The organism is Candidatus Limnocylindrales bacterium (genome assembly GCA_035559535.1).
In the GTDB taxonomy this organism is placed as follows: Bacteria; Moduliflexota; Moduliflexia; order Moduliflexales; family JAUQPW01; genus JAUQPW01.
This window is the reverse complement of the sequence record DATMBG010000037.1, coordinates 175,338-198,298: the sequence shown is the minus strand read 5'-3', so window position 1 is coordinate 198,298 and position 22,961 is coordinate 175,338. Positions and strand designations below refer to the sequence as shown.

At 48.0% G+C, this 22,961-nt stretch carries 18 protein-coding genes; 5 read left to right on the top strand and 13 right to left on the bottom strand.

Going from position 1 to position 22,961, the window contains the following annotated elements; genetic code table 11:
- Positions 1-1,492: 1,492 nt before the first annotated feature.
- Both VNM22_13435 and VNM22_13430 read left to right on the top strand, forming a co-directional pair.
- Positions 1,493-2,374 carry a dienelactone hydrolase family protein gene (locus VNM22_13435; GenBank protein HWP48162.1) on the top strand — a complete coding sequence of 294 codons (882 nt, stop codon included), beginning with the start codon at positions 1,493-1,495 and terminating at the stop codon, positions 2,372-2,374.
- A gap of 170 nt (positions 2,375-2,544) precedes the next feature.
- Entirely contained in the window at positions 2,545-3,423 is an 879-nt protein-coding gene (locus tag VNM22_13430) for an exonuclease domain-containing protein (GenBank protein HWP48161.1), read from the top strand.
- A 38-nt stretch (positions 3,424-3,461) separates the two neighbouring features.
- Here the strand turns inward: VNM22_13430 and VNM22_13425 are convergent, their stop codons facing one another.
- Positions 3,462-4,265 carry a carbon-nitrogen hydrolase family protein gene (locus tag VNM22_13425; protein HWP48160.1) on the bottom strand — a complete coding sequence of 268 codons (804 nt, stop codon included), beginning with the start codon at positions 4,263-4,265 and terminating at the stop codon, positions 3,462-3,464.
- Positions 4,266-4,619: 354 nt separating this feature from the next.
- On the opposite strand from VNM22_13425, the gene ppsA reads away from it, so the two are divergent.
- Positions 4,620-7,055, top strand: a complete 2,436-nt coding sequence (gene ppsA / locus VNM22_13420; GenBank protein HWP48159.1) for a phosphoenolpyruvate synthase — start codon at positions 4,620-4,622, stop codon at positions 7,053-7,055.
- A 29-nt stretch (positions 7,056-7,084) separates the two neighbouring features.
- Complete coding sequence (locus VNM22_13415) at positions 7,085-7,528, top strand: DNA polymerase ligase N-terminal domain-containing protein (protein ID HWP48158.1); 444 nt, start codon at positions 7,085-7,087, stop codon at positions 7,526-7,528.
- Between the two features lie 22 nt (positions 7,529-7,550).
- Here the strand turns inward: VNM22_13415 and VNM22_13410 are convergent, their stop codons facing one another.
- From VNM22_13410 to VNM22_13380, 7 genes are all read right to left on the bottom strand, one after another.
- Positions 7,551-8,723, bottom strand: coding sequence for a hypothetical protein (locus VNM22_13410; protein HWP48157.1), 1,173 nt, complete (start codon positions 8,721-8,723; stop codon positions 7,551-7,553).
- 106 nt (positions 8,724-8,829) lie between these two features.
- Entirely contained in the window at positions 8,830-9,075 is a 246-nt protein-coding gene (locus tag VNM22_13405) for an acyl carrier protein (protein ID HWP48156.1), read from the bottom strand.
- Positions 9,072-10,295, bottom strand: coding sequence for a dihydrolipoamide acetyltransferase family protein (locus VNM22_13400; GenBank protein HWP48155.1), 1,224 nt, complete (start codon positions 10,293-10,295; stop codon positions 9,072-9,074). Before VNM22_13400 ends, VNM22_13405 begins: the two co-directional genes overlap by 4 nt.
- Before the next feature lie 88 nt (positions 10,296-10,383).
- Positions 10,384-11,379 carry an alpha-ketoacid dehydrogenase subunit beta gene (locus tag VNM22_13395; protein HWP48154.1) on the bottom strand — a complete coding sequence of 332 codons (996 nt, stop codon included), beginning with the start codon at positions 11,377-11,379 and terminating at the stop codon, positions 10,384-10,386.
- Complete coding sequence (gene pdhA, locus VNM22_13390) at positions 11,376-12,410, bottom strand: pyruvate dehydrogenase (acetyl-transferring) E1 component subunit alpha (GenBank protein ID HWP48153.1); 1,035 nt, start codon at positions 12,408-12,410, stop codon at positions 11,376-11,378. Before pdhA ends, VNM22_13395 begins: the two co-directional genes overlap by 4 nt.
- The gene (gene acsA / locus VNM22_13385) at positions 12,407-14,173 is read right to left on the bottom strand and encodes an acetate--CoA ligase (GenBank protein HWP48152.1); all 1,767 of its coding nucleotides are present in this window, start codon (positions 14,171-14,173) and stop codon (positions 12,407-12,409) included. The genes pdhA and acsA overlap by 4 nt, the downstream gene beginning before the upstream one ends.
- Before the next feature lie 421 nt (positions 14,174-14,594).
- Complete coding sequence (locus VNM22_13380) at positions 14,595-15,536, bottom strand: universal stress protein (protein HWP48151.1); 942 nt, start codon at positions 15,534-15,536, stop codon at positions 14,595-14,597.
- 726 nt (positions 15,537-16,262) lie between these two features.
- Between VNM22_13380 and VNM22_13375 the strand changes: the two genes are divergently transcribed.
- Positions 16,263-17,411: a site-2 protease family protein gene (locus tag VNM22_13375; protein ID HWP48150.1), complete on the top strand. Its 1,149-nt coding sequence runs from the start codon at positions 16,263-16,265 to the stop codon at positions 17,409-17,411.
- Positions 17,412-17,565: 154 nt separating this feature from the next.
- Here the strand turns inward: VNM22_13375 and VNM22_13370 are convergent, their stop codons facing one another.
- The 5 genes from VNM22_13370 to VNM22_13350 all read right to left on the bottom strand — a co-directional run bounded on the left by VNM22_13370 (position 17,566) and on the right by VNM22_13350 (position 22,455).
- On the bottom strand, positions 17,566-17,838 hold the full coding sequence (locus VNM22_13370) for a cytochrome C oxidase subunit IV family protein (protein ID HWP48149.1): 273 nt from the start codon (positions 17,836-17,838) through the stop codon (positions 17,566-17,568).
- A 155-nt stretch (positions 17,839-17,993) separates the two neighbouring features.
- Complete coding sequence (locus VNM22_13365) at positions 17,994-18,587, bottom strand: cytochrome c oxidase subunit 3 (protein HWP48148.1); 594 nt, start codon at positions 18,585-18,587, stop codon at positions 17,994-17,996.
- Positions 18,584-20,323 carry a cbb3-type cytochrome c oxidase subunit I gene (locus tag VNM22_13360; protein HWP48147.1) on the bottom strand — a complete coding sequence of 580 codons (1,740 nt, stop codon included), beginning with the start codon at positions 20,321-20,323 and terminating at the stop codon, positions 18,584-18,586. Before VNM22_13360 ends, VNM22_13365 begins: the two co-directional genes overlap by 4 nt.
- Before the next feature lie 66 nt (positions 20,324-20,389).
- A complete protein-coding gene (gene coxB / locus VNM22_13355) occupies positions 20,390-21,064 on the bottom strand; it encodes a cytochrome c oxidase subunit II (GenBank protein ID HWP48146.1) in 675 nt (224 codons plus the stop codon).
- A 629-nt stretch (positions 21,065-21,693) separates the two neighbouring features.
- A complete protein-coding gene (locus VNM22_13350) occupies positions 21,694-22,455 on the bottom strand; it encodes a VIT1/CCC1 transporter family protein (GenBank protein ID HWP48145.1) in 762 nt (253 codons plus the stop codon).
- Positions 22,456-22,961 lie beyond the last annotated feature (506 nt).

The following is a 22,961-nucleotide window of genomic DNA, read 5'->3' as shown; positions in this document are numbered from 1 at the left end:
TCACCGACTCTTACGGCTACTACCTACGGGAAATAGCGATAAAATTCTTGCCGAGCCTCTTTGACGGCACACTGTAATGTCCATTCGCCTAAGTGGTACCTTCGTCTTACTCCGGAAAGTGGATCTTTCGAAGATCTCTTTGGCACCCATCTCTGCCGGATGGCGCTTGTTGTGGAATAGAATAAAGCACTTAATTCAACTCACATACGCTTCTTCGGTGCGTTGACTGTAATGCCGGGTACGAGGCTGTACGCACCTGATCCAGAAATTTTGGTTTGGCGGATTTTTCAGGTTCCAAAATAAAAGTCTTCCGGCTACTAATTTTTTCTTTATAAACCCTAGTCCTCTGGCAGAATTTCAATACTCCGGTGGGGAGAGCAAGGTCATGTTCAGACTTGTTATGTTTTCGTTAGAATGATAATATTTCCTTAAATGTTAAGAAATGTCAAGAATTTTTTTCGGTTTTGGTCTGTGGATCACAGGCCATTTGAACCAGGCTCCCCACAATAACCCGTGCAGCAATATTGAGCAACTTTATGGCAAGTTCAAGTGATTCGGTACGACAGCCCAGGGCTAGAAACCCTTAATGTCGAGTCCGTTTGAAGCCACAAGGGAGGTGTCTCAGAGGGCTTACGCCGGTCATAGACCTGTTGGAGCATCTCGGCAAATCTCTTACCTAGATACCTGGAGAGCGCCTTTACAAGAAAAAGCTGTTGATGGTCTTGTCGGGAGCAAAAGTTATGAAAAAATTATCAAATCTGTAGGTAGCTATATCCTTGTAGTTTTATATAAACTTCCGTTCCTGCCTCATTCCCAGATTATACCAATTCTCCATAAAGATGTCACATTATGTGTAGAGGCGATGACCCCGATGGGATCGACCTTAAATAGGGCAGTCCCAGAGGGCTGCCCCTACCATTTAGGTCAGGTTTCCCTAGGGAAGGGTTGGGTCTCCGCGTCGCTGTGTCCCCGCGTCCCCTCGTCCCTACCATCTAGGCCAGGTTTCTATATTGAATTGGTGTTATACCTGAGAACGAGAAGGTTCAATTTTAAAGAAATACGGTAAGTATCCTAGTACTTTGTTTACTTAGTTTTGCTTGACTTTTAAGGGACCCTCACCCCCGGCCCCTCTCCCACGCTGCGGGAGAGGGGAGCTGGGGAGTGAAAGTAGCCCTATGAGGCTAAAATTAAGTAAACAGTGTACTAGAGGGAAAAAAAATTGTACTTGCTTAAAAGTATTTCTCTGGAATAGGGTAATACATATTATCCTGACAGGATCGAAACGATTGGTTAACAACCCGTTTAAATCCTAAATAGTATAGATCTACACTTTTGCATTTTTATCCGCGAAGGACTGTGAAAGTATGGAAGTGTGGAGGTAGGGAGGTGTGGGAGAATATACTCCCATACTCCCATACTTTTGACCCCTTCAGGGATAAACCTTTAAAAACTGTAAAAGTAGAGTATAGATCCGTTTTAGGATATGTTATGTATGGAAGGAGAAAGTACGATGCATGAAGATTTGAAAAGTTTGATGCCGAAGACAGAGTTTACGAGGAGGGAGTTTGTAGTCACTACGTTGGCAACCGGATTTGCTCTGGCAGTGCAGCCGGTTTCCGCACAAACAATTACCACCGATACCACCGGGTTAACGGCAGGAGAGGTAAAGATTCCTACTGCAGATGGTGAATTCCCTGCGTACAGAGCTATGCCTTCCTCTGGAGGGCCATTCCCCGTTGTGTTGGTTGTTCAAGAAATTTTTGGGGTTCATGAATACATCAAAGATGTCTGCCGTCGCCTTGCCAAATTAGGCTATTTGGCCGTGGCACCCGATCTGTATGCCCGACAAGGAGATGTATCCAAAATGACCGATATAGGAGAAATCCTCTCCAAGGTCGTTTCCAAGGTCCCGGATGCACAGGTTATGTCCGATCTGGATGCCACCGTTAGTTGGGCTGAGAAATCCGGTAAGGGGGATGTGTCCAGGCTTGGAATTACCGGATTTTGCTGGGGTGGGCGAATTGTATGGCTCTATGCTGCCCATAATCCAAAGGTAAAGGCAGGGGTTGCCTGGTATGGCCGTTTGGTGGGTCAGCCCAACGAACTTCAACCAAAGCATCCTATCGATATAGCCCCGTTCCTTAAGGTACCGGTTTTAGGCCTCTATGGTGGAAAAGATCAGGGTATTCCCCTGGATACCGTTGAACAGATGCGTCAGGCCCTGAAAGCTGCGGGTAATCCCTCCGAAATCATAGTCTATCCCGAGGCCCCCCACGGCTTCCATGCTGACTATCGACCCAGTTATCGTAAGGAAGCAGCCGAAGATGGCTGGAAACGTCTGCAAGAATGGTTTAAGAAGTATGGGGTTGCTTAGTAAATCCCTTCCCCCTTCTTAAAAAGCCAAAATGAGCGGAACAACCAGGACCTTCCTCCCCTCATTTTGGCTCTTTGTTTTACGACAAAATTCCCTCCTGGATAAGTTTTTAGGATAAAACAGGATAAAGTTCATAGAAATTTAAGACCCTTCTGCCATATATTATCTATGTGGAACCTTCAACGCATTTTAAAGATATTACCTTTGTAGCCTTCGATTTGGAAACAACGGGTTTAGATCCCCTTTCGGGGGATCAAATTTGCGAGATTGGAGCCGTTAAGTTTAAAGATAAGGAAATCCTGGGAATTTTTAATCAACTGGTGAATCCAGGCTGTTCTATCTCCTCCGAAGTTTCCGCCCTTACCCATATTACCAACGATATGGTGGCAGAGGCCCCGCCCCTGAAAGAAGTGCTTCCGAGGTTTGTGGAGTTTATCCAGGATACTCTGCTGGTTGCCCATAATGCACCCTATGATCTGAGTTTTCTGGCCGTTGCCTTCGAGAAAGAAAAGCTAACCCCCACTGATAACAAAACCCTCGATACCCTTACCTTATCCCGGGTCCTTTATCCTCAATACAAACATCATAATCTGGATGAGTTAAGGCAAAGATTCAATATTACGCATCCCCAGGCTCATCGGGGGTTGGGAGATGCCCTGGTTACAAAGGATCTATTTAACATTTTCCTGGATAAGCTTCAGGCAGAAGGGATATTTACTCTGGGTGGATTGCTCAAGCGACATGGTCCTTTTTACCGATTCCCCCTGTGGGAGAATCAGGCCTTTAAACGCTATCCCCTGGATCTGATCCAGGGACTTCGAAAGGCTGCTCAAGAACGACGCTCCGTTTTTATAGAATACAAGTCTACGAAGCAGAAAGAGAAGGTGGGACGGCTGGTAGATCCTTATTTTTTTCTTAAACTCGATGAGCAGATTTATTTAAAAGGCTACTGCCATCTCCGTCAGGAAGTTCGAAATTTCCGGCTGGATCGGATTACAAAGTTTGAGTTGATGGAAAGGACCTTTAAACCCAAGAAGGATACCGATTAGTACCCTGTAAAGCTGGTGTTGCATAGGGTGCCAGGCACTCATTCCATCCTGAATTCTTGATAACGCTCGGGAGCATATCGCAGGGCCAGCAATCCCGTTGCTTCCTCCACGTTGATCGCCTGGACCAATACTCCTTCTTCTCCATAGGGCAAGTATGCCTGGCACTGCCCGGATGGAGTGATCAAACTGGTCGCCGATTCTTGGAACCGCAAGGCGTAATTGACACTGGCAAAGTAGATGGTGTTCTCCAGGCTACGAAGCATCATCGCCTTCTCGTAGTAAGGCCCATGGACCGCCCCCCACTGCGTCAGACGAACACCCCCTTGATCACTCCCTGTATGGTGGGGGTGAAAGACGATTTTGGCTCCCCGCACCGCCGCCCATCGCACCGTCTCGGGATAGCGCCACCCCTCATGGCAAATTACCACGCCAAATTTAATCCCCCGGATCTCGAAGAGGCGTCGGGTATTTCCGGGCACATAGAACCGATCTTCGGTCGGGGCCAGTTGGTTTTTGGTTTGGTATCCTTGAATCTGGCCCTGGGCGTCAATGACAAAGGCAACAATCTGTCGGCCCACCTCTGTGAGCCTTTCCATCCCGAGGATAGCGGCTATTGCATACGTCCGTGCCCATTGGGCTACGGTCTGAAGTACCCGCTCCTGCTGGGCGTGATCAAAGGGCAACACTTCAAAATCCTGTCCCCGCAGACCTGGGAGATAGGCTTCTGGGAAACACGCGATTTCTGCCCCTTGGGCTGAAGCTTCGGATAAAAGCCGCTTGATCTTATCTAAACCCTCCTCAAGGGTTGTGGCGATACGCGGTGATGCCAGGGCAATAATCATGAATCACCTCTCCGCAAAATGGCTTTGACTAAAATAGTTTGAACGCTCAACGAAAGGCTTGCCTCAACTCCCATCGCTCTTTTTAGATTATTTATTTCGTGAGGAAGTTCCTGACAAGTTTTTTCAGCAGGATTATTTGAAGTCTCCTGTTTTTTGTCAAATCCTTCTCTGGGTCTCTCTGTTAGAAACTCCACAGCCTAGAAATCGAAAAACGGTTTGGCATACTTATTGTAAAAGAAATTAAAAGACTTGGGAAGCAGAAATAACGAAAAAGGAGGAATTTTCAAATCCTGTGGTGAGGGATGAGATAGTGACTTCACATCCCCCACTCTCCGTAGGAAGGATTAAATTAAGATGTCTAAGTCATTTAAATATATTCGCTTTTTCCGGGAAATAAGTCTGAGCGATATACCCCTTGTCGGGGGTAAAAACGCTTCTTTAGGGGAGATGTACCGGGAACTGACTCCAAAAGGGGTGCTGGTACCCAATGGTTTTGCTATTACGGCCGATGCCTATCGTTATATCCTGGATAGCGCTAAAGCCTGGAATCAATTACGAAATATCCTGGAAAGCCTGGACCCCAAGAATATCCAAGATCTGGCACATCGAGGTAAGCAGGCTCGGGATATTATTTACGGAGCTGGCCTTCCGGAGGATCTGCGGGACGAGATTCTTACTGCTTATCATCGGCTCCAGGAAGAATATGATCCAGAGATGACCGTAGCGGTACGTAGTTCGGCTACTGCCGAAGACCTGCCCACAGCCAGTTTTGCCGGGCAACATGAGACTTACCTTCATATCAAAGGGGACGCAGTACTTTTAGATGCCTGTCGACGCTGCTTTGCAAGTCTCTTTACCAACCGTGCCATTCATTATCGGATCAACCATGGTTTCGATCATTTCAAGGTTGCTCTATCCATCGGTATCATGAAAATGGTGCGTTCAGATTTGGCTGCCAGTGGGGTTATGTTCTCCCTGGATACAGAGTCCGGTTTTCGGGATGTGGTATTCATTACAGGCGCTTATGGTCTTGGTGAGAACGTAGTGCAGGGTGCGTTGGACCCGGATGAGTGGTATGTCCATAAACCTACCTTCAAGAAAGGATATCGCGCGGTATTGCGCCGAAACCTGGGAGAGAAGCAGATCAAAATGATTTATGCAGAAGGAGGGACCCGGGAAGCAACGCGGAATATCCCCACCCCTCGTGCAGACCGGGAGCGTTTCTGCATCAACGATGAAGAGGTATTAACCCTGGCAGACTATGCCATCCAGGTAGAGCAGCACTACAGCACCAAGGCAGGACATGAAATGCCTATGGATATGGAATGGGCTAAGGATGGCCTGGATGGAAAACTTTATTTGGTACAGGCCCGACCTGAGACGGTGGCTTCACAGAAAAAAGGGCATATCCTTGAGGAGTATGAGCTAAAGAGCAGAGGTCCAGTTTTAGTTACCGGTCGTTCGGTAGGGACTAAGATTGCCACCGGGATAGCTCATGTAATCTCCAATGTATCCCATCTTCGAGAATTTAAGGAAGGAGAAGTTTTGGTTGCTGATACCACTACCCCAGATTGGGGGCCGGTGATGAAGAAAGCGTCGGCTATTGTTACCAACCGGGGAGGTCGTACCTGTCATGCTGCCATTGTTGCTCGGGAGTTAGGGATTCCAGCTGTGGTAGGAGCAGGTGGAGCTACCGAACGAATCAAGAGTGGTAGTACCGTCACGGTTTCCTGCGCAGAAGGGGACATAGGCAAGGTCTATGAAGGTAGCCTCCCCTTTGAGGTGCACAGAATTGACCTCAGCCAACTCAGACGACCGGTTACCAAGATCATGATTAATATCGGCAATCCAGAAACAGCTTTTGAGACCAGCTTCCTTCCCAATGATGGGGTAGGACTGGCTCGTATGGAGTTCATTATCAGCGAGTACATCAAGGCCCATCCCATGGCTTTGTTATACCCGGAGAAGGTCGAAGATCCCAAGGAGCGTGCAGAGTTGGAAGCCCTCACCCGGCACCATACTAAACCGGCCGATTTCTTTGTGGAAAAACTCTCCGAAGGGGTAGGGACTATCGCAGCCGCCTTTTACCCAAAGCCTGTAATTGTACGCATGTCTGATTTCAAGACCAACGAGTATGCCCGTCTCCTGGGAGGTAAATACTTCGAGCCTGTGGAAGCCAATCCTATGCTTGGCTTCCGGGGTGCTTCACGCTACGCTCATCCTGCTTATGCCGAAGGTTTTGCCTTGGAGTGCGCCGCTATGCGTCGGGTACGCGAAGAAATGGGATTAACCAATGTAAAACTCATGATACCTTTCTGTCGCCGGGTAGAAGAAGGAGAGAAAGTACTCCAGGCCATGGCCGGGTATGGATTAAGGCAGGGCGAGAACGGTCTTGAAATCTATGTGATGTGCGAGATCCCCAACAATGTAATTCAGATCGATGCCTTTTCTCGTATCTTTGATGGTTTCTCCATTGGCTCTAATGATCTAACCCAGCTTGTTTTAGGTGTGGACCGCGATTCGGAGATCGTAGCTTTCGATTTTGATGAACGGGACCCCGGAGTCAAGGAGATGATACGTCAGACCGTAGAAGGAGCACATCGAAACCATCGCCATTCAGGTATTTGCGGTCAGGCCCCTTCGGACTATCCAGAAATGGCAGAATACCTGGTACGGCTTGGTATTGACTCCATAAGCTTGAATCCGGACAGTGTCCTAAAGACTACACTAAATGTCTTGAAACTGGAAGAAGAGTTAGGACGCGGGTCAAAAGAGATTCAGAAACCGTAGGCATTAAAGTCCGAGAGGAAATTATAACCTTGGCAACCTATCATCCAAAACAAAATTCTGTGAAATCACCAAAGCCCTGGAGTATGAGGCTGGATAACAAACAGCACCGCTTCGTTGTGCAGGAGCATCAGGCCAGTCACTTACACTATGACTTCCGACTGGAGATGGCAGGGGTACTGCGGAGTTGGGCCGTGCCCAAGGGTCCACCCCAAAAACCCGGCATACGTCGCCTGGCCGTGCAAGTAGAGGACCATCCCGTAGATTATATTAATTTTGAAGGGGTTATCCCTGAAGGTCTGTATGGAGCAGGGATGGTCCATATCTGGGATCAAGGAACCTATTCGCTGGAGAAAGCCGGGCCGGACCAACTCAAGTTCACCTTACAGGGTCAAAAGTTAAAGGGTCCCTATGTATTGGTACGTATAAAAGGTCGCTCTCGGGATTGGTTACTCATTAAATTAAAAGAAAGTTGAAAAGTTGGAAGTACACTCTTATTTAATAGCGAAATATAGCAGCTAACGGTTCCCGCTTTTGCCCATCAGGCATTTCTTCCAGACTAACGGTATAAACGCTTCCACCATGCAGAAGGGTTTGAATAACTGCTAAATCCAGTAGATCCTCATCTCCCGGTTCAGCACTCTGGTGTAGATCAATCCGATTGGTATCCGGATCAAAGGTCCCCCATTGTTGATAGCCCGCAGCAACAAACAAGGATTCGACCCGTCCATAGTGGGCAGCCGGGATGATCTCTCTAATGTTATTGGAAACCCGGCCACTCCCTGCCAACTCCCGGTACCGGGCTGCAGCTTCCTCTTGTGCCTTCTGAAAATAAGGCTGTGCAATAGCCCAGGCTTGCTTATGTAATTCTTCTGCACTCAGCAACTCGGGGTTTCCGGGGATTCCTTTCTCCATCAGATAAGGATAGGTATTTGCTTCTCGGTAAATCGGAAATAGATACTCAACGCTTGCCAGTATGAGGGGTACTTGTTCATCCCTAAACAATCCATGCAATCCTGCGTCAATCTCCCGAAAATAGCGTAGGATCCGACCTTTAGCATCATCGATATCTACTCCATAAGCATAAAAAACAGCTGCTCGTCGCGGACCTGGGTGTTGTTTCCCTCCTGGTGCACTGGTACGGAATTGAGGTTGCTTTTCAGGATATTCATATTTAAGAGCTTCGGCAAGACTTTGAGGGATACCTTTTAATTCGACCTCATTGATACTATAACGGGTGGCTTGAAACAACTTGACTTGGTTCTGGCTAAGAGCCAATATATAGAATCGCTTTTCAGCATAGAATATAGGGAGAAGTGGTTTGATATAAAAGTGATCGGCAATGATTATCAGCTCTTGAAGATCAAAGGGAAGGCGATAGTAACGAAAGAAGTCTGGAGAGCGGTATACCGCCAACCCATTGAGGGGATGTTGCCAAAAATCATCCTCCTTCAACAACTCCTGGACCGGATCCAGGAGTTCTTTAACATCTTGTTCTTCCTGACCACTTGTGATCAGACGTTCTTCGGCTTCCCGAAGCATATTCTTAAATCGGACGGGATTTTGTTGAATTTCAGCTCCGGTCCGGTACATAGGCATAAAAATTGATAGACAGGGTTTTTCATGTTCTTCCAGGAGGATCTTGAGTTCATCCCTGATCAGTAATTTCATGTTATAGGCTCCTTTCCTAAAAATCAGGATCATTTCTTAGAGGTTGACTTTTCGAATCGACGAGACATCTTATAAAGATGATTCCTTAAACTTTTTCCCTGAAGCGTCAACGGACACGAGCCGAAAGGTAACGGATAAGATCGGCCAGGGTAGTCAACTGTCCGTAGTCTGCTTCTGGGATCTCCACGCCCAGTTCCTCATTGAGACCGATAAGGAACTGGAGGTAATCGAAGGAGTCAATGTCCAATGTTTCTCGGAGGTTGTCATTAGGTGCAAGTTTATCCAACTGGGCTTCCGGGGCGATCCGTCCCAGGACCTTAAAGATAGTCTCCTTAATCTGTGCTTCGGTCATAACTTGGCTGCCTCCTGCAGGTGACGGTTGAGGGCTTCCAGGAACCGACCTCCCTGGTGCCCATCGGTGGCACGATGATCTGCCGCCAGGGTTGCTGTCAGAACCGGTCGGATTCCGATCATACCATTCTCTGCCCAGGGCTGCTCTGTGATTTTGCCAAAGCCTACCAGTGCCACCTGGGGTGGATAGATGACTCCAAAGACCTTCTCGACACCCAGGTCGCCCAGATTCGTTATAGTAATGGTTGCATCGGTCATTTCAGGACTACGCAGACGACCGGCCCGTACTCGCGTAATCAGATCTCGCAGTGCCTCCATCAGTTCATCTAAACTCTTCAAGTCTACATGGTGAATGGCGGGCACAACCAATCCGCCTTGCCGGAGCGAGATGGCAAAGCCAATGTGTATCGCTTCCTGAGGTTGAAGGCGGTCATCGATCCAATAACCATTGAGTTCAGGTACTTCCCCTAATGCCCGTGCTACTGCCTTGATCAGCAATACAGCAGGTAAGAGTCGCTCCTTGATGGAGCGCCTTTGATTTTCCGCTTCTAACCATCGGAGGGCACGACTCATATCGATACGGGTCTCTAAGTAATAATGAGGGATCTCGCGATTGGAGCGAGACATGGCTGCGGCGATGGCTCGTCGCATACCAATCTGGAACTCGGTGACGGCAGGCTTTTCCATAGTAGGTGGTCCAGGTTTCTCCGAAACTGATGGTGTGGGAGCTTTTTCTGCGAGTCTTTTCGCTGCGGCACGCTCAACATCGGCTCGCTCGATGGCTCCCATAGGACCTGTTCCCTGCACGGTACTCAGATCAATTCCAAGCTCAGCCGCCAATTTGCGGGCCAGGGGCGAAACCCGGATACGTCTCTGCGGGGGTTGACCCGGCAGGTGCGAGACTTCGAGGCCTGGTTTTACCTCCGGTCCTGCCTCCGCTGGAACATGCTCTTTTACTGCTGCTTGTGGGACCTCTGCGGGGGCAGATACCGCCGGCATTCCCTCAGGACGAATCATGGCCAGCACCGTCTCCACAGGAACTTTCTCCCCAGGCTGAACGAAAATCTGATCCACCACACCCTCTTCGAAGACCTCCACTTCAACAAGCCCTTTTTCTGTCTCTACTTCGGCGATGATATCACCACGCTTGACGCGATCACCGGGTTTGACCCTCCAGGCAACCAAAGTACCTGCTTTCATATCAGCACCCAAACTGGGCATACGAAACTCAGCCATCTTGCCAATGATGAACGATGCCTGCTGAATGATGAGCGATCTGACTTGTTATTCTAAAGTCTGAATTCACCACTCAGGAATGCATCATTCTTTTAATCGTTGCTACAATGGTCTCGGTTTGGGGTAATGCCGCCTGCTCCAGATGTTTGGCATAAGGCATGGGAACCTCTGCACTACAAATGCGTTCAACTGGAGCGTCTAACTCGTAGAAAGCACCCTCCATGATACGTGCGGCGATCTCAGCCGAGATGCTCCCACTGCGCCAGCCTTCGTCCACGATCACTGCACGGTGAGTCTTGGTCACTGAGGCCAAAAAGGTTTCCTGGTCTAAAGGGCGTAGCGTGCGCAGATCAATAACTTCAGCATCAATCCCTTCCCTTGCCAGAATTTCTGCCGCATCCAGGGCTTTGAAGAGGCTTGCACTATAGGTAATGATCGTTACATCACTCCCTGGCCTCCGCACACGGGCCCGGTGGATATCCACCGGACCTGCATCGGCAGGTAGCTGACCTTCCATATTGTAGAGGTTGGAATTTTCAAAGATCAGCACGGGATCTGGATCCTCAAGGGCAGTCCAAAGCATACCCCGGGCATCTTCCAGCGTTGCCGGAGTTAACACTTTGATCCCCGGGATATGGGCATACCAACCTTCCAGACTGTGGGAATGTTGGGCTGCTACTTGTCGACCCCCACCGGTTGCCATTCGAATGACCAGTGGAATGTTAAACTGACCGCCCGACATGTGAAGAATCGTAGCGGCGTTGTTGAGGATTTGATCGGCAGCCAGGAGACTGAAATTCACCGTCATGATCTCCACAATAGGGCGCATGCCGCCCATCGCAGCACCTATCCCGGCACCGACAAAAGCTGATTCCGACAACGGAGTATCACGGATACGCTCCGGACCGAACTCCTGGAGTAAACCTTTGCTGACGGCAAAACAGCCACCATAGCGGCCAACATCCTCACCCATCAAAAACACCCGATCGTCCTTGCGTAAGGCCTCCCGGATCGCTTCCCGTACTGCTTCTCGATAAGTCAGTCGGATCATCTGTGGATTTTCCTTCATACCTCCCTCCGTTCTGAGTAAACAAAGCGTGTCAGATCTTCTACAGGTTCCCAAGTCCCCGCTTCTGCAAAGTCTACAGCTTCTTTAATTTCGTCGGCTACTTTCCGTTCCAGCTCATTTAAGTCCATCTCACTGACAAGCCCCTGGTTTTTAAGATACTCGATGAAGGTCTTAATGGGGTCCCGTTTCTTCCATTCCTCAACCTCAGCTTTAGTCCGATATAACTCTGTATCAAACGCCGAATGACCTCGGAAACGGTAGGTCCGACACTCTAGAAAATAGGGCCCTTCGCCGGCTCGCACGATCTCAACTGCTTTTTTGGCTGCTACCTCTACAGCCAGTACATCCATCCCATCCACAGCTTCAGCAGCCACGGCATAGCCGGCTGCCTTCTTGGCTAGATCCGTAATGGACTGAGATAATTGCAAGGCAGTTCCCATGGCGTATAGATTATTCTCACAAATAAATAAAACCGGAAGCTGCCAGAGAGCCGCAAGATTCATGGATTCATGGAATTCCCCTTCGGCAACAGCACCATCTCCAAAGAAGCAACAGGTTACACGTCGCTTACCCTGCATCTTGTCTGCCAGAGCCAATCCTACTGCGAGGGGCAAACCGCCACCAACAATGGCATTACCTCCATAGAAACGCGTCTTAGCATCAAAGAGGTGCATGGACCCCCCCCGACCCCGACTGCAACCCTCCTGTTTACCATACATCTCTGCCATAATCGCACCCGCAGGAATCCCCCGTGCCAGGGCATGACCATGTTCCCGATAGGTGGCCACGACGGCATCTTCAGGTCTGAGAGCTTCCATCACCCCCACGGCCACCGCCTCCTCACCATCGTACAGGTGCAGGAAACCACGGATCTTCATGGCCCCATACAATTCAGCCGACTTTGCTTCAAAACGCCGAATCCGAATCATCTGGTATAGCAGATGCAGGGCATGTTCACGACTGATAGGGACTATCCTCTGTGAGGGTATTGTCTCTGTATTCGTTGGCTTTATGATGGTTTCTGGACTCATTCACTTGTCTCCAAAGTGGATATATCGCCCTCCGGTAACCCCAGCTCGCGCGCCTTAAGCAACCGGCGCATAATCTTACCACTGCGGGTCCTGGGCAGATTGGCTTGAAATTCGATTTCTTTAGGTGCTACTGCTGACCCCAACCTGGAACGGGCGAAACCTAGAAGTTCCAGACGAAGTTTCTCGCTAGGTTCTATGCCAGGTTTAAGAGAAACAAAGGCTTTGACCAGCTCGCCGATCAATGGCTCAGGTTTGCCGATTACAGCTGCTTCAGCCACAGTTGGATGCTCCATTAGCACACTCTCTACTTCGAACGGACCCACCATGTGTCCAGAGGTTTTAATGATATCATCAGCCCGTCCTATAAACCAAAAGTAACCATCTTCATCACGTCTGGCCAGGTCACCGGTAAGGTACCAACCCCCTACAAAGCACTTCTGGTAGCGCTTCTCCTCATGAAGATATCCCCGGAACATGGAAGGCCAACCGGGCTTAAGCGCCAGCTCTCCTTCGACATGAGGCTCCTTCACTACTTCTACCTCATCTTTATCCTCATTTATCCGTCGGACGATAGCTGCTTCGATCCCAGGCAAGGGGCGTCCCATCGAGCCGGGTCGGATCTCCATGGAAGGAAAGTTGGCGATCATGATCCCACCGGTTTCGGTCTGCCACCAGTTATCATGAATCGGTAGCCCCAGTACCTGCTCGCCCCAAACAACTGCTTCGGGATTAAGTGGTTCACCAACACTATGAATGAGCCGCAAATGACTCAGGTCGTACTGCTGGCGTGGCTCGATCTCCATACGCATCAACCTACGAATCGCTGTGGGAGCTGTATACCATATGGTTACCCTTTGCTCTTCCAGGATGCGATACCAACGGGTTGCATCAAAATCGGCTTCATCAATAAGGTTGGTAATACCGTGGACCAGAGGCGCAATGATCCCATAGGAAGTACCGGTTACCCATCCAGGGTCGGCTGTACACCAGAAGATATCCTCGGGATGGAAGTCCAATACATACTTTCCGGTCACATAATGGGTTAACACAGCCTCATGTACATGAATGGCTCCCTTAGGCATTCCGGTGGTACCGCTGGTAAAATGTAAAAGTGCCATATCCTCTGGATCCGTCGGAGGGATTGTAAACTCACTGGCTGCTTCCTTCAGCCGTTTCGGTAGGGACCAGGTACCCGGGTTTATATCTTCGTCTATATCTGCCAACAATACATGTTGTAATTGCGGTAGGCGCTCCCGCATGTCGGCAACTTTCTGCCGATACAACCGTTCGGTAGTCACCAAAACTTTGGCATCTCCTCTGCTCAGCCGCTGGAAGATAGGCTCCGGACCAAAGGCAGAAAACAAAGGACAGAAGACGCTGGTGTTCTTTAGGGAACCAAGCGCAGCAATGTAAAGGCTGGGAATGCGGCCAGCCAGGACAAATACCCGATCACCCTTCCCCACACCCAGTCCCCTAAGCACGTTGGCAAAACGATTACTCTGCTCCCTGAGATCTCCATAAGTAAAGTCGCGGACTGACCCCTCCCTACTTAACCATCGGATGGCCAGGTGATCACGTCTTGGACCAGTGGCGTGTCGGTCAATAGCCTCATGGGCTATGTTCAGACCTTTGCCATCTGGCAAGCCGTCAAGTTCCCGACGTACCTCTTCCCAGGAAAAGGTAGCATAGGTTTTGTCATAGTCCAAGAGATTTGGCTTAACAGTCCAGGTATTTGGAAATTTCTTGATCGGTTTCCAATTCACAGGGCTTCCTTTCGCTTTCATGTTAGGGCCTATCTAGCTACCAGAATCCGTAAGCTCTTCTGATGTCTAGATCCCCTTACTTTGACTTCCAGTAAGATCAAAAAGGCCATTTCTCAAAGTATTTTCCCTCTTAGGATAGCAATTGAGGTGCCAACCCTAAAAATAGGGAATATAATCTTTGAAGCCTTTAAAACTATGATCCACCCTTAGTGCATGTTCTGAAAAAACTGGAACCCTCGAGAAGTACCAGGATAGACTTCCCTATCCCTCTACTCTTTTTCACTGTAAAAACCAGCTTGTCTTTTGTTTTCTGCTGGTGGAGGGCTTCGCACTCTTATTTCATGGGCAACTTAAAAAATTACCCATTACCTGAAGCTTTCTTCATTCTCCCCTTCGAGGATCTCTCCCTGCTTCCCTACGATCACGGGGTTTCTCCGTGGGGACGTTGTAACAGTATTGGTACGGAAGCACCTCGTAGCACCTTATCGGCGACGCTGCCTATAAGCAACCGTGTTAAACCTCCCCACCCGTGTGTCTCCATGGCAATCAGATCAATTCCCTGCTTACCTGCCTCCTCAAGGATGGCTGTGGATGCAAATCGGCTGAAAACCACTCTTACCTGGACTTGAAGCGATTGGGCCCTCAACCGTCCAGCTACCCCTTCCAGATACTCTTCGGCCTCTCTCTGCAATTGCTCTTGCAACTGGTGGTCCAGCCTGATGGAGTATTCAGTAGGTGGATAACCGATAGGCATCCAGGGCTCCAAGACTCGTAACAAGGTATAATCGGCCTGCATCAGTTTACCCAGTGCTACTGCGGGTTCCAGGATTTGCTCGGACAACGCCGATCCATCAAGGGGAATCAATATGTGTTGGAAGACCGGTTCATGGGCAAGATCTGGACCATCTTCCTTCTCTTCTAAGGGCCGTACCAACAAGATAGGTACTAACCCTTGCCGCACCAGCTTATCTGCCACACTTCCAAGCCAAAAGCGAGATAGAGCTCCTCGCCCGTGAGTTGACATCACTATGAGATCTGCGCCTATAGCCCTTACATGGTCATTGAGTACCTCAGAGATCTTCCCAATCTCCCCATCCAGTAATACAGAAGTAACAGGAACTTCCGAATCGGTTGCCAGACGTTTGACCACTTCAGCCAGGTAGGCTTGTTCATGCTCCCGATTCCGGGCTTCGAGTTCCTTATCGAAGATGACCATACCTTCTACGTATCTTGCCGGGATGGGCACATGCACCCGTGCCAGTTGGAGTGTTGCACCTGCCCGACGCGCAATGCTTCGCGCTACAGGCAGTGCGTATTCTGCGAATGTCGAGCCATCGAGGGGTACAAGAATAGATCGATACATACCTTTCCTCCTTAAATTCGAGATCGAGGATTGTGGATTGCAACTTCTCTCTCTATATCCTCTCTTGAATTCTTTACTAATTTACGCTGGTTTTGTTCGCCCTAAACGAATCCTTCCCTATTCGTCAAACGTGTTTTTATGGATCTTCCCTAACTGCCAAGGAGATACCGCAATACCTGTGCCAAAACCTCCAATTATGAAGATCCTGCTGCTACCCGGAGGGTTATAAGTCCCGGGTAAAGGAAGGTGGATAGCATCACAGATCCCTACAGGAAAATAAGAGCGGGCTTGTTTGTCCTAAAATCTTACGGTATCAGCAAAATTCCAATATCTGCTGGCTTATTAGACAATGTCAAAAATCAAGACAAAAATTCTTCAAATAGAGGGAAGACTTTATAGGGATAGGATGTTCAGATAATGCTAAAAATCAAGACAAAATTAACCTACCTGCAATTTGATCTTAATAAGAGAAAAAGAACGGTAACCGAAGTTTAGTTAAAAGAAGAATCTCTAAATTAGCCAAGGAATCCTAAAAAGGGAGACCTGGGGAACCCCATTCTATCCAATAGAAAGGATATCAGACTCTGTAGGTAAATGTTATTGCAGGAAACCTTCTATCTATGACGAAGGAGAGAAGAATGGTACCGGAAATGCATCTCTTTTTCAAAAGTTTGATGAATTTCAGAAACTTAATGAATGAGAAAATTTAAGGAAGAGGGGGTTTATATGGCTGCAAAAATGATAGAAGAAGAAAACAGAGCCGGGTTCCATCTTTTTAAGATAGCCGGAATTCAAATTACCTTAGACTATTCCTGGCTTATCGTCTTCGCTTTAGTGGTTTGGAGCCTTTCCGCCGGTTATTTTCCCCATTATTATCCAGGTCAAAGCAATCAGGCTTATTGGATTGCGGGGCTTATTGCAGCTTTTCTATTTTTTCTCTCCATTCTGATCCATGAACTTTCCCATTCTCTCGTGGCCATCCGTTTTGGAATTAAGATTCCCGAGATTATCCTTTTTATTTTCGGGGGGATCTCTCGGCTTTCAGAGGAGGCCAAAGATCCGAAAACGGAGTTAAAAATAGCCTTTGTCGGACCTCTGAGTAGCTTTGCTCTGGCCCTGATTTTCCGGGGAATGAAGATGGGTCTGGAGGGAAGCCAACCCTCCTTGAGCCTGGTTGTTTTGGATTATCTGATCTGGATCAATGTGGCTGTTGGTATTTTTAACCTTATCCCGGGATTTCCACTGGATGGAGGACGGATTTTACGAGCCCTTTGGTGGTGGAGGACCGGTTCCTTAACCCGGGCTACTCAAGTAGCCTCCAATATAGGGAAAGGATTCGCCCTGACCCTTATGATCTTGGGTGGGTTTCAAATTTTTATGGGAGCTTTGATAGGAGGCTTATGGTTCATTTTCATCGGGATGTTCCTACGAGGAATTGCTGAGAGTGGTTATCAGGAGCTGATTATAAAGCAGTCTTTGGAAGGTGTTCAAGTTCAAGAAGTGATGATCCAGGAGGTGATAAGCATCCCACCTGAGTTACCCCTCAGGCATCTGATCAACGAGTACTTCCTTCGATATGGATATCGAGGATTTCCGGTGGTTCAAGAAGGAAAAGTGCTCGGGATTGTCTCCATTGCTGATGTAAAGGATTTCCTTGAAGGGGAAGATGGGAACAGAACTGTAGAAGAAGTCATGATTCCCATAAGTAACAGCATCCTCATTGCTCCGGAAGCCTCTCTGGCAGAGGCCTTAAAGAAGATGGTTCAAGAAGGAGTAAGTCGCCTGTTGGTGGTGCGCGAAGATAAGATGGTCGGGATGATTACTAAAACAGGACTGCTCCGCTTTCTAGAGATCCGGCACATTCTTGAGACATAAAAGCGGGGACATAGCCCCGCTCTGGGGCTACCACACCCAGTTGGTTCTACTAACCCCGGACTTTATAGCACTATCTTCACATTGAAGTTCAATAGAGTTTGTAGGCCATGTTGCAAGGTACCCCTCATCTATTCAAAATAAATTTGGTATAAATTCAGCCGTGGAAAACAAAGTCGGGGAAAAGGAGAAGCGTCAGAATCAAGGCGAACAGGAGCGGAACGATCACAAAGGCATAAATTAAAGGTTTCTCATATTTCAGGTGCATGTAGTTTAGAATAACCAACAAAGCCTTGATTCCAGCAGCAGTAAAAATTAGAAAACTTGCCAGAGATTTTGGCAAGATCAGACTGGATAGAACTGAGACAACTACCAGGGCCATGAGCCAGACCCATATAAGAAAGTAATTGGGATGATGTTTATCTTCCATTTTCTTTCGTCTAACGTTGCTCCAAGCAAAGCGAAGACTCTAACTCTATGCGGAGTAAAAATCTTCCCTTAACCTGTTCAGTAGAGGCAGGTTTTAAACCTGCCTCTACGGATAAGGTATAATTTCATTATCAACCCAAAACGATATCCGGACTGTCAAGTTAGGTAAAGAAGTGGAAAGAGGAAGATCCAGACTATATCGACAAAATGCCAGTATAAACCGGCCAGTTCCACACGATGCTCATTTGGTTTTAGGGCATTTCCAAGGGCCTCCATAAAAAGAATAATATTGACGATGACCCCGGCCAGGACATGAAGAGCGTGGAGGCCGGTCATCCCATAGTAAAAGGACCAGAAGACTCCGGTACCCGGCGTAAAGCCATGGGCGAGTTTACCGGCATATTCAAAAGCTTTAACGCCTAAAAAAACCAGGCCCAGGAGGATAGTAAGAAATAGAAAGGTTCGAAGTTTTTTGGAGTCCCCCTTTTCCACGGCATCAAAGGCTAACACCATGGTCATACTACTGGTAAGGAGGACCAGCGTGTTGAATAAGGCAAGGGAAAAGCTCAGATGTGCTGCCGCTTCTGGCCATCCTCCACTACCAAGACGAACTACGAGGTAGGAACCGATCAACCCTCCAAAGACTGTAATCTCTGAGGCGAGAAAACACCATACTCCTGCCTTTCCACTGGGGATACCGGTACCGGTTAAGGTCATGGATTCTATTTTCATGTTAAGAGCATCTTTCATTTTTTTACCTCCTCTAGTTCAGGTTGATTCTGGGGGAGCCAGTCTTCGGCGGTCTCAGGTAAGCTATACTCATAAGGACCCCGGTAGACCGTCGGTATTTTATGGAAATTTTCGTGGGGTGGTGGCGATGAGGTACTCCATTCTAAAGTATTTGCCTGCCATGGATTTGGTCCGGCTATTCTCCCACGAAACAGACTCCAGAAGAAGTTGATTGCGAAGATTCCCTGACTAATCAGGAGAAGAATCGCAGAACCGGTGATGAACACGTTGATGGGTTGCAACGGCTGCAAGAACTCATACTGCATCGGGTTCGCAATCCGTCGCATCATCCCTCCAATACCCAGGAAGAACATGGGGAAGAAGGTGGTGTTGAAGAGAATAAAGGTTAGCACGAAGTGGATTTTTCCCAGTGTCTCGTTCATCATCCGTCCAAACATCTTTGGAAACCAGAAGTAGAGTCCGGCAAATCCACCAAAGAACACGGCACTGAAAAGGGTATAATGGAAATGGGCTACGACGAAGTAGGTATCATGGAAGTAAATGTCTACAGGTGCTGAACCCACAAAAATACCCGTTAAGCCTCCGATAAGAAACACTCCTAAAGTACCAAGGGCGAAGAGCATGGGGGTTGGGAAGCTAATTGATCCTTTCCACAGAGTGGCGATCAGGGCAAATACAATAAGGGCAAAGGGAACAGAGATAAGAATGGTAGTAATGCTGAAAGGCATGGCAAGTCGGGGGTCTATACCACTTACATATTGATGGTGTGCCCAGACGATGAAGCTGAGGATGCCAGCCACAATTGTGGAGTAGATAATTGGGCGATAACCGAAAATCGGCTTTCGGCTGAAGACAGGTAAGATCTCCAGAATAATTCCAAGGGCAGGCAGAAGAATGACATAAACTTCTGGATGGCCGAAGAACCAGAACAGATGTTGCCACAGGAGAGGTTGTCCACCACCTTCCGGAACATAAAAGGTTGTCCCTATCACGCGATCTAGCAGAAGCATCACAGCTCCAGCTATCAAGGGTCCCACAGAGAGCATGAAGACAACACCTGCGGTTATTTGCATCCAAACGATGAGGGGTAAACGGAAGAGGGTCATTCCAGGTGCCCGCATATTGAGGGTTGTAGTCAGAAAGTTAATTCCTCCCATAAGGAAGGCGGCAAACTCTAGGGCAATGGCCACAATCCAGAGGTTCATGCCCCAGTTTACACCTGTGTAGATTGCCTTGGCAGAGAGGGGTGGATACCCGGTCCAGCCTGCAGATGCAGCCCCTCCTGGTACAAAGAGAGAAATCAACAACACCAGCGACGCAAGGGTAAAGACCCAAACAGAAAGCATGTTGAGCCGGGGAAAGGCCATATCCCGAGCTCCAATCATCAGAGGGATAAGATAGTTCCCGAAGACCGCCAGGAGGAGGGGCATGGCTACGAAAAAGACCATAATCGTCCCATGCATGGTGATGAGCACATTGTAAAATTCGGGCGGAACAACTCCTTCATACATGAAGGGTTCCGGGATCCAACTGGCCCCAGGTGCCGCCGTTTCAGGATAAGCGAGCTGCCAACGGATCAGATATGCTGCAAACCCACCCAGGACCGCCCAGAATAAGCTTAAAGCGAGATACTGCTTGGCAATGACCTTATGGTCAGTGGAAAAGACATACGTACGCCAGAAACCCTTTTCCTCATGATAAGTTCCTTGCGTAACATCCCCAAGAATATTACTCATGGATCACCTCCTAGAAGCAAAAAGCAGAGAGCAAGTAGGCGTCTCTGCCCTTGGCCTCCTCATACATCAGGGTTTATGGGGCCAGTTTTTCTGTACCCATTTCTCATATTCATCGAGAGAATGCACAATTAAAGAACCTTCCATACCGGAATGTCCAAAACCACATAGTTCGGCGCAAGGCAGGGGATAACGACCTGGCTTTGTTGCCTCAAACCAGGCTTCAATAGTTCGTCCCGGCATCACATCCTGCTTGAGGCGAAGATTCGGGAGAAAGAAACTATGAATGACGTCTTTTGACCTGAGGACCACGTGTACAACCTTATTCACCGGAACATGCAGTTCGTTCTCCATCTCAAGATCATCTGCCGTTCCTAATTTTCCATCTGGTCCTGGATACGCGATCTCCCAATTGAACTGCTTCCCGGTGACTCCTACCAGCAGGTCGCTGGACGGCGCATCAATCTTGATCTTGGCCCAAACCTCCGAACCCTGAAAATCAATCCACAGATCCAGAGCCAGTACGATCAAGAGAGGAACAAGTAGCCAGCCGGCCTGCGTCAGACTATCCCCCCGGACGTAGGCTGCCTTCTGACCCTCTTGGCGACGATATCGGAGCAAAAAAACAATAATCACCCCATAAGTTAAGAAAAACCATACGCCCGTGATGTAATAGATGTGATACATAAGGGAATCAATATCCCCTCCGTAAGTGGAAATATTCTCCGGTAACCAGCTTAACATAAGTTAAAGCCATTCACCTCCTTTCTTATCTTGTTATCCGATAAAACGGTTGCAGCACCCTTACACAAATAAAGAGAGAACATATGCAACCGCTTATAAGGACGACTAACCCATCGCCTTTACAGATTTTGGTGCCATATCCCTTCTCCAGAATGCTCTTTCAACTTGAAAAGGCTATTCTGACTTACCACCTTAAGCGTTGATAGGAACGAAGCAACCTTTGGGATGAGGGAGATTGCTTCGTCCCTATCCCTCCCACAGAAATGGGTTTAATATCAACTTGAGCTCATGCAATGGGCATTCCATATTTCCCGAAACATGCGTAAGATATTGTAATATCGATAATTACATCCAATGAATCAGATGCAAGAATAGGGTCTTTGAAACCCTGATATCTGTCCTGGAATCTTACGACATCCATGGAAGTCCCATATTTATGGGATAAGCGAGGTGACGTCAGAGGTTAAGACAAAAGACAGTCCAAACTCCATAGCTTACAAAACAGGTTTTTGGGAGTAATTCGGAGAAGACTCCTGCTCTCTACTCTAAGCCTTTCAAGACACCTGAGATCGATATATCAAGGGACCCCTCTGCCAGGGGTGAGAAAACTTGTCCTTCCATAGAGTTGATTAAAAAGTCCCGGCGAAATCCCTTAACCAGACTCCCACTAGGTAAGCCAGAGTTGCTGCACAACCACCGACCAGAAGTGTTTCCAAGCCTGAAATTAAAAGCGGGCGATCCAGCACCCATCCTTTGAGGACTCCAATCAGAAAGAATGACAATCCTGTCGCAGAAATACTCATGAAAAAGATTCCCTGTCCGGTCAGGTACGTTGCCAGTAAAAATGGCAGGAGCGGAATCAGGCCGGCGAGGAAAAATCCGATAAATGTGACTATCCCTGCCTTGAGGGGTGCTGGGCTCTCAAGTTGAAGCCCTAGTTCCTCGGTGAGCATCGTATCAACCCACCGCCTACGATCCCGGGTAATGACCTGAACAATTTCATCAAGGACAAGCCCTTCAAAGCCTTTGCGGGAGAAGATCTGCCGTATCTCTTCACGCTCCCCCTCTGGAACCTCATCGATATGTTTTTCTTCTATTCGACGAGCCCTCTCTGTTTGCTCTTTATCACTCTTGGCCCGTTGGTAGTTGCTGACAGCCATGCTAAAGCCATCCGCCAGCAAATTAGCCAGACCGAGTATCATGGCTATACCCTGGGGAAGGTTTGCACCCACCACACCTGACACAACAGCGAATGTTGTGACACAACCATCGATAGCTCCCAGAACTGCATCACCCAGATAGCTATGCTTCTTTTTAGCTGCCAGTCGTTGTGCTATGGCTTCGGGAATATGTTCCGCCTCGAGTTCTTTGCGGCGATAGTTAAAGTTCATACTCTTAGAGCTTATACCAAAGTCCCGAATGGAAATATTGCCATGGGTAGGCCAGTACTATCCTCCATTCGGCTAAGTCATCGCAGAAGATATTGTACCTCTAGTTAATACGTAATTTGAACTAACTTAAAAATAAGTTAACCCTAAAATTAGGGGTCTATCTTTTTGTATAAATCTATTATAACCCGATTGGCAGTTCCATAAGTTCTTGTAAAGTTAGTTTTAATTAATTTTAGAAAGCAGTAATCTTTCAAAGAAACCAAAACGCCTTTTGTTTGATCCTGGGATCAATTAACTTTGCTAAGGGATTTATCTATACAAAACCCCTACCTCATGGGGAAGAAAGGTCGAAAGTATAAATTCATAACAAGTTGATCAACCTGAGATGAAGTTGCTTGACATCCGGGGGGAAAGACCCCTATATTTGAGAAGGTAAGTTATCGCATTCATACCCTATGAAACTATTACCTGATGACGTAGGGATGATTATAAGGACTATCCTTAAA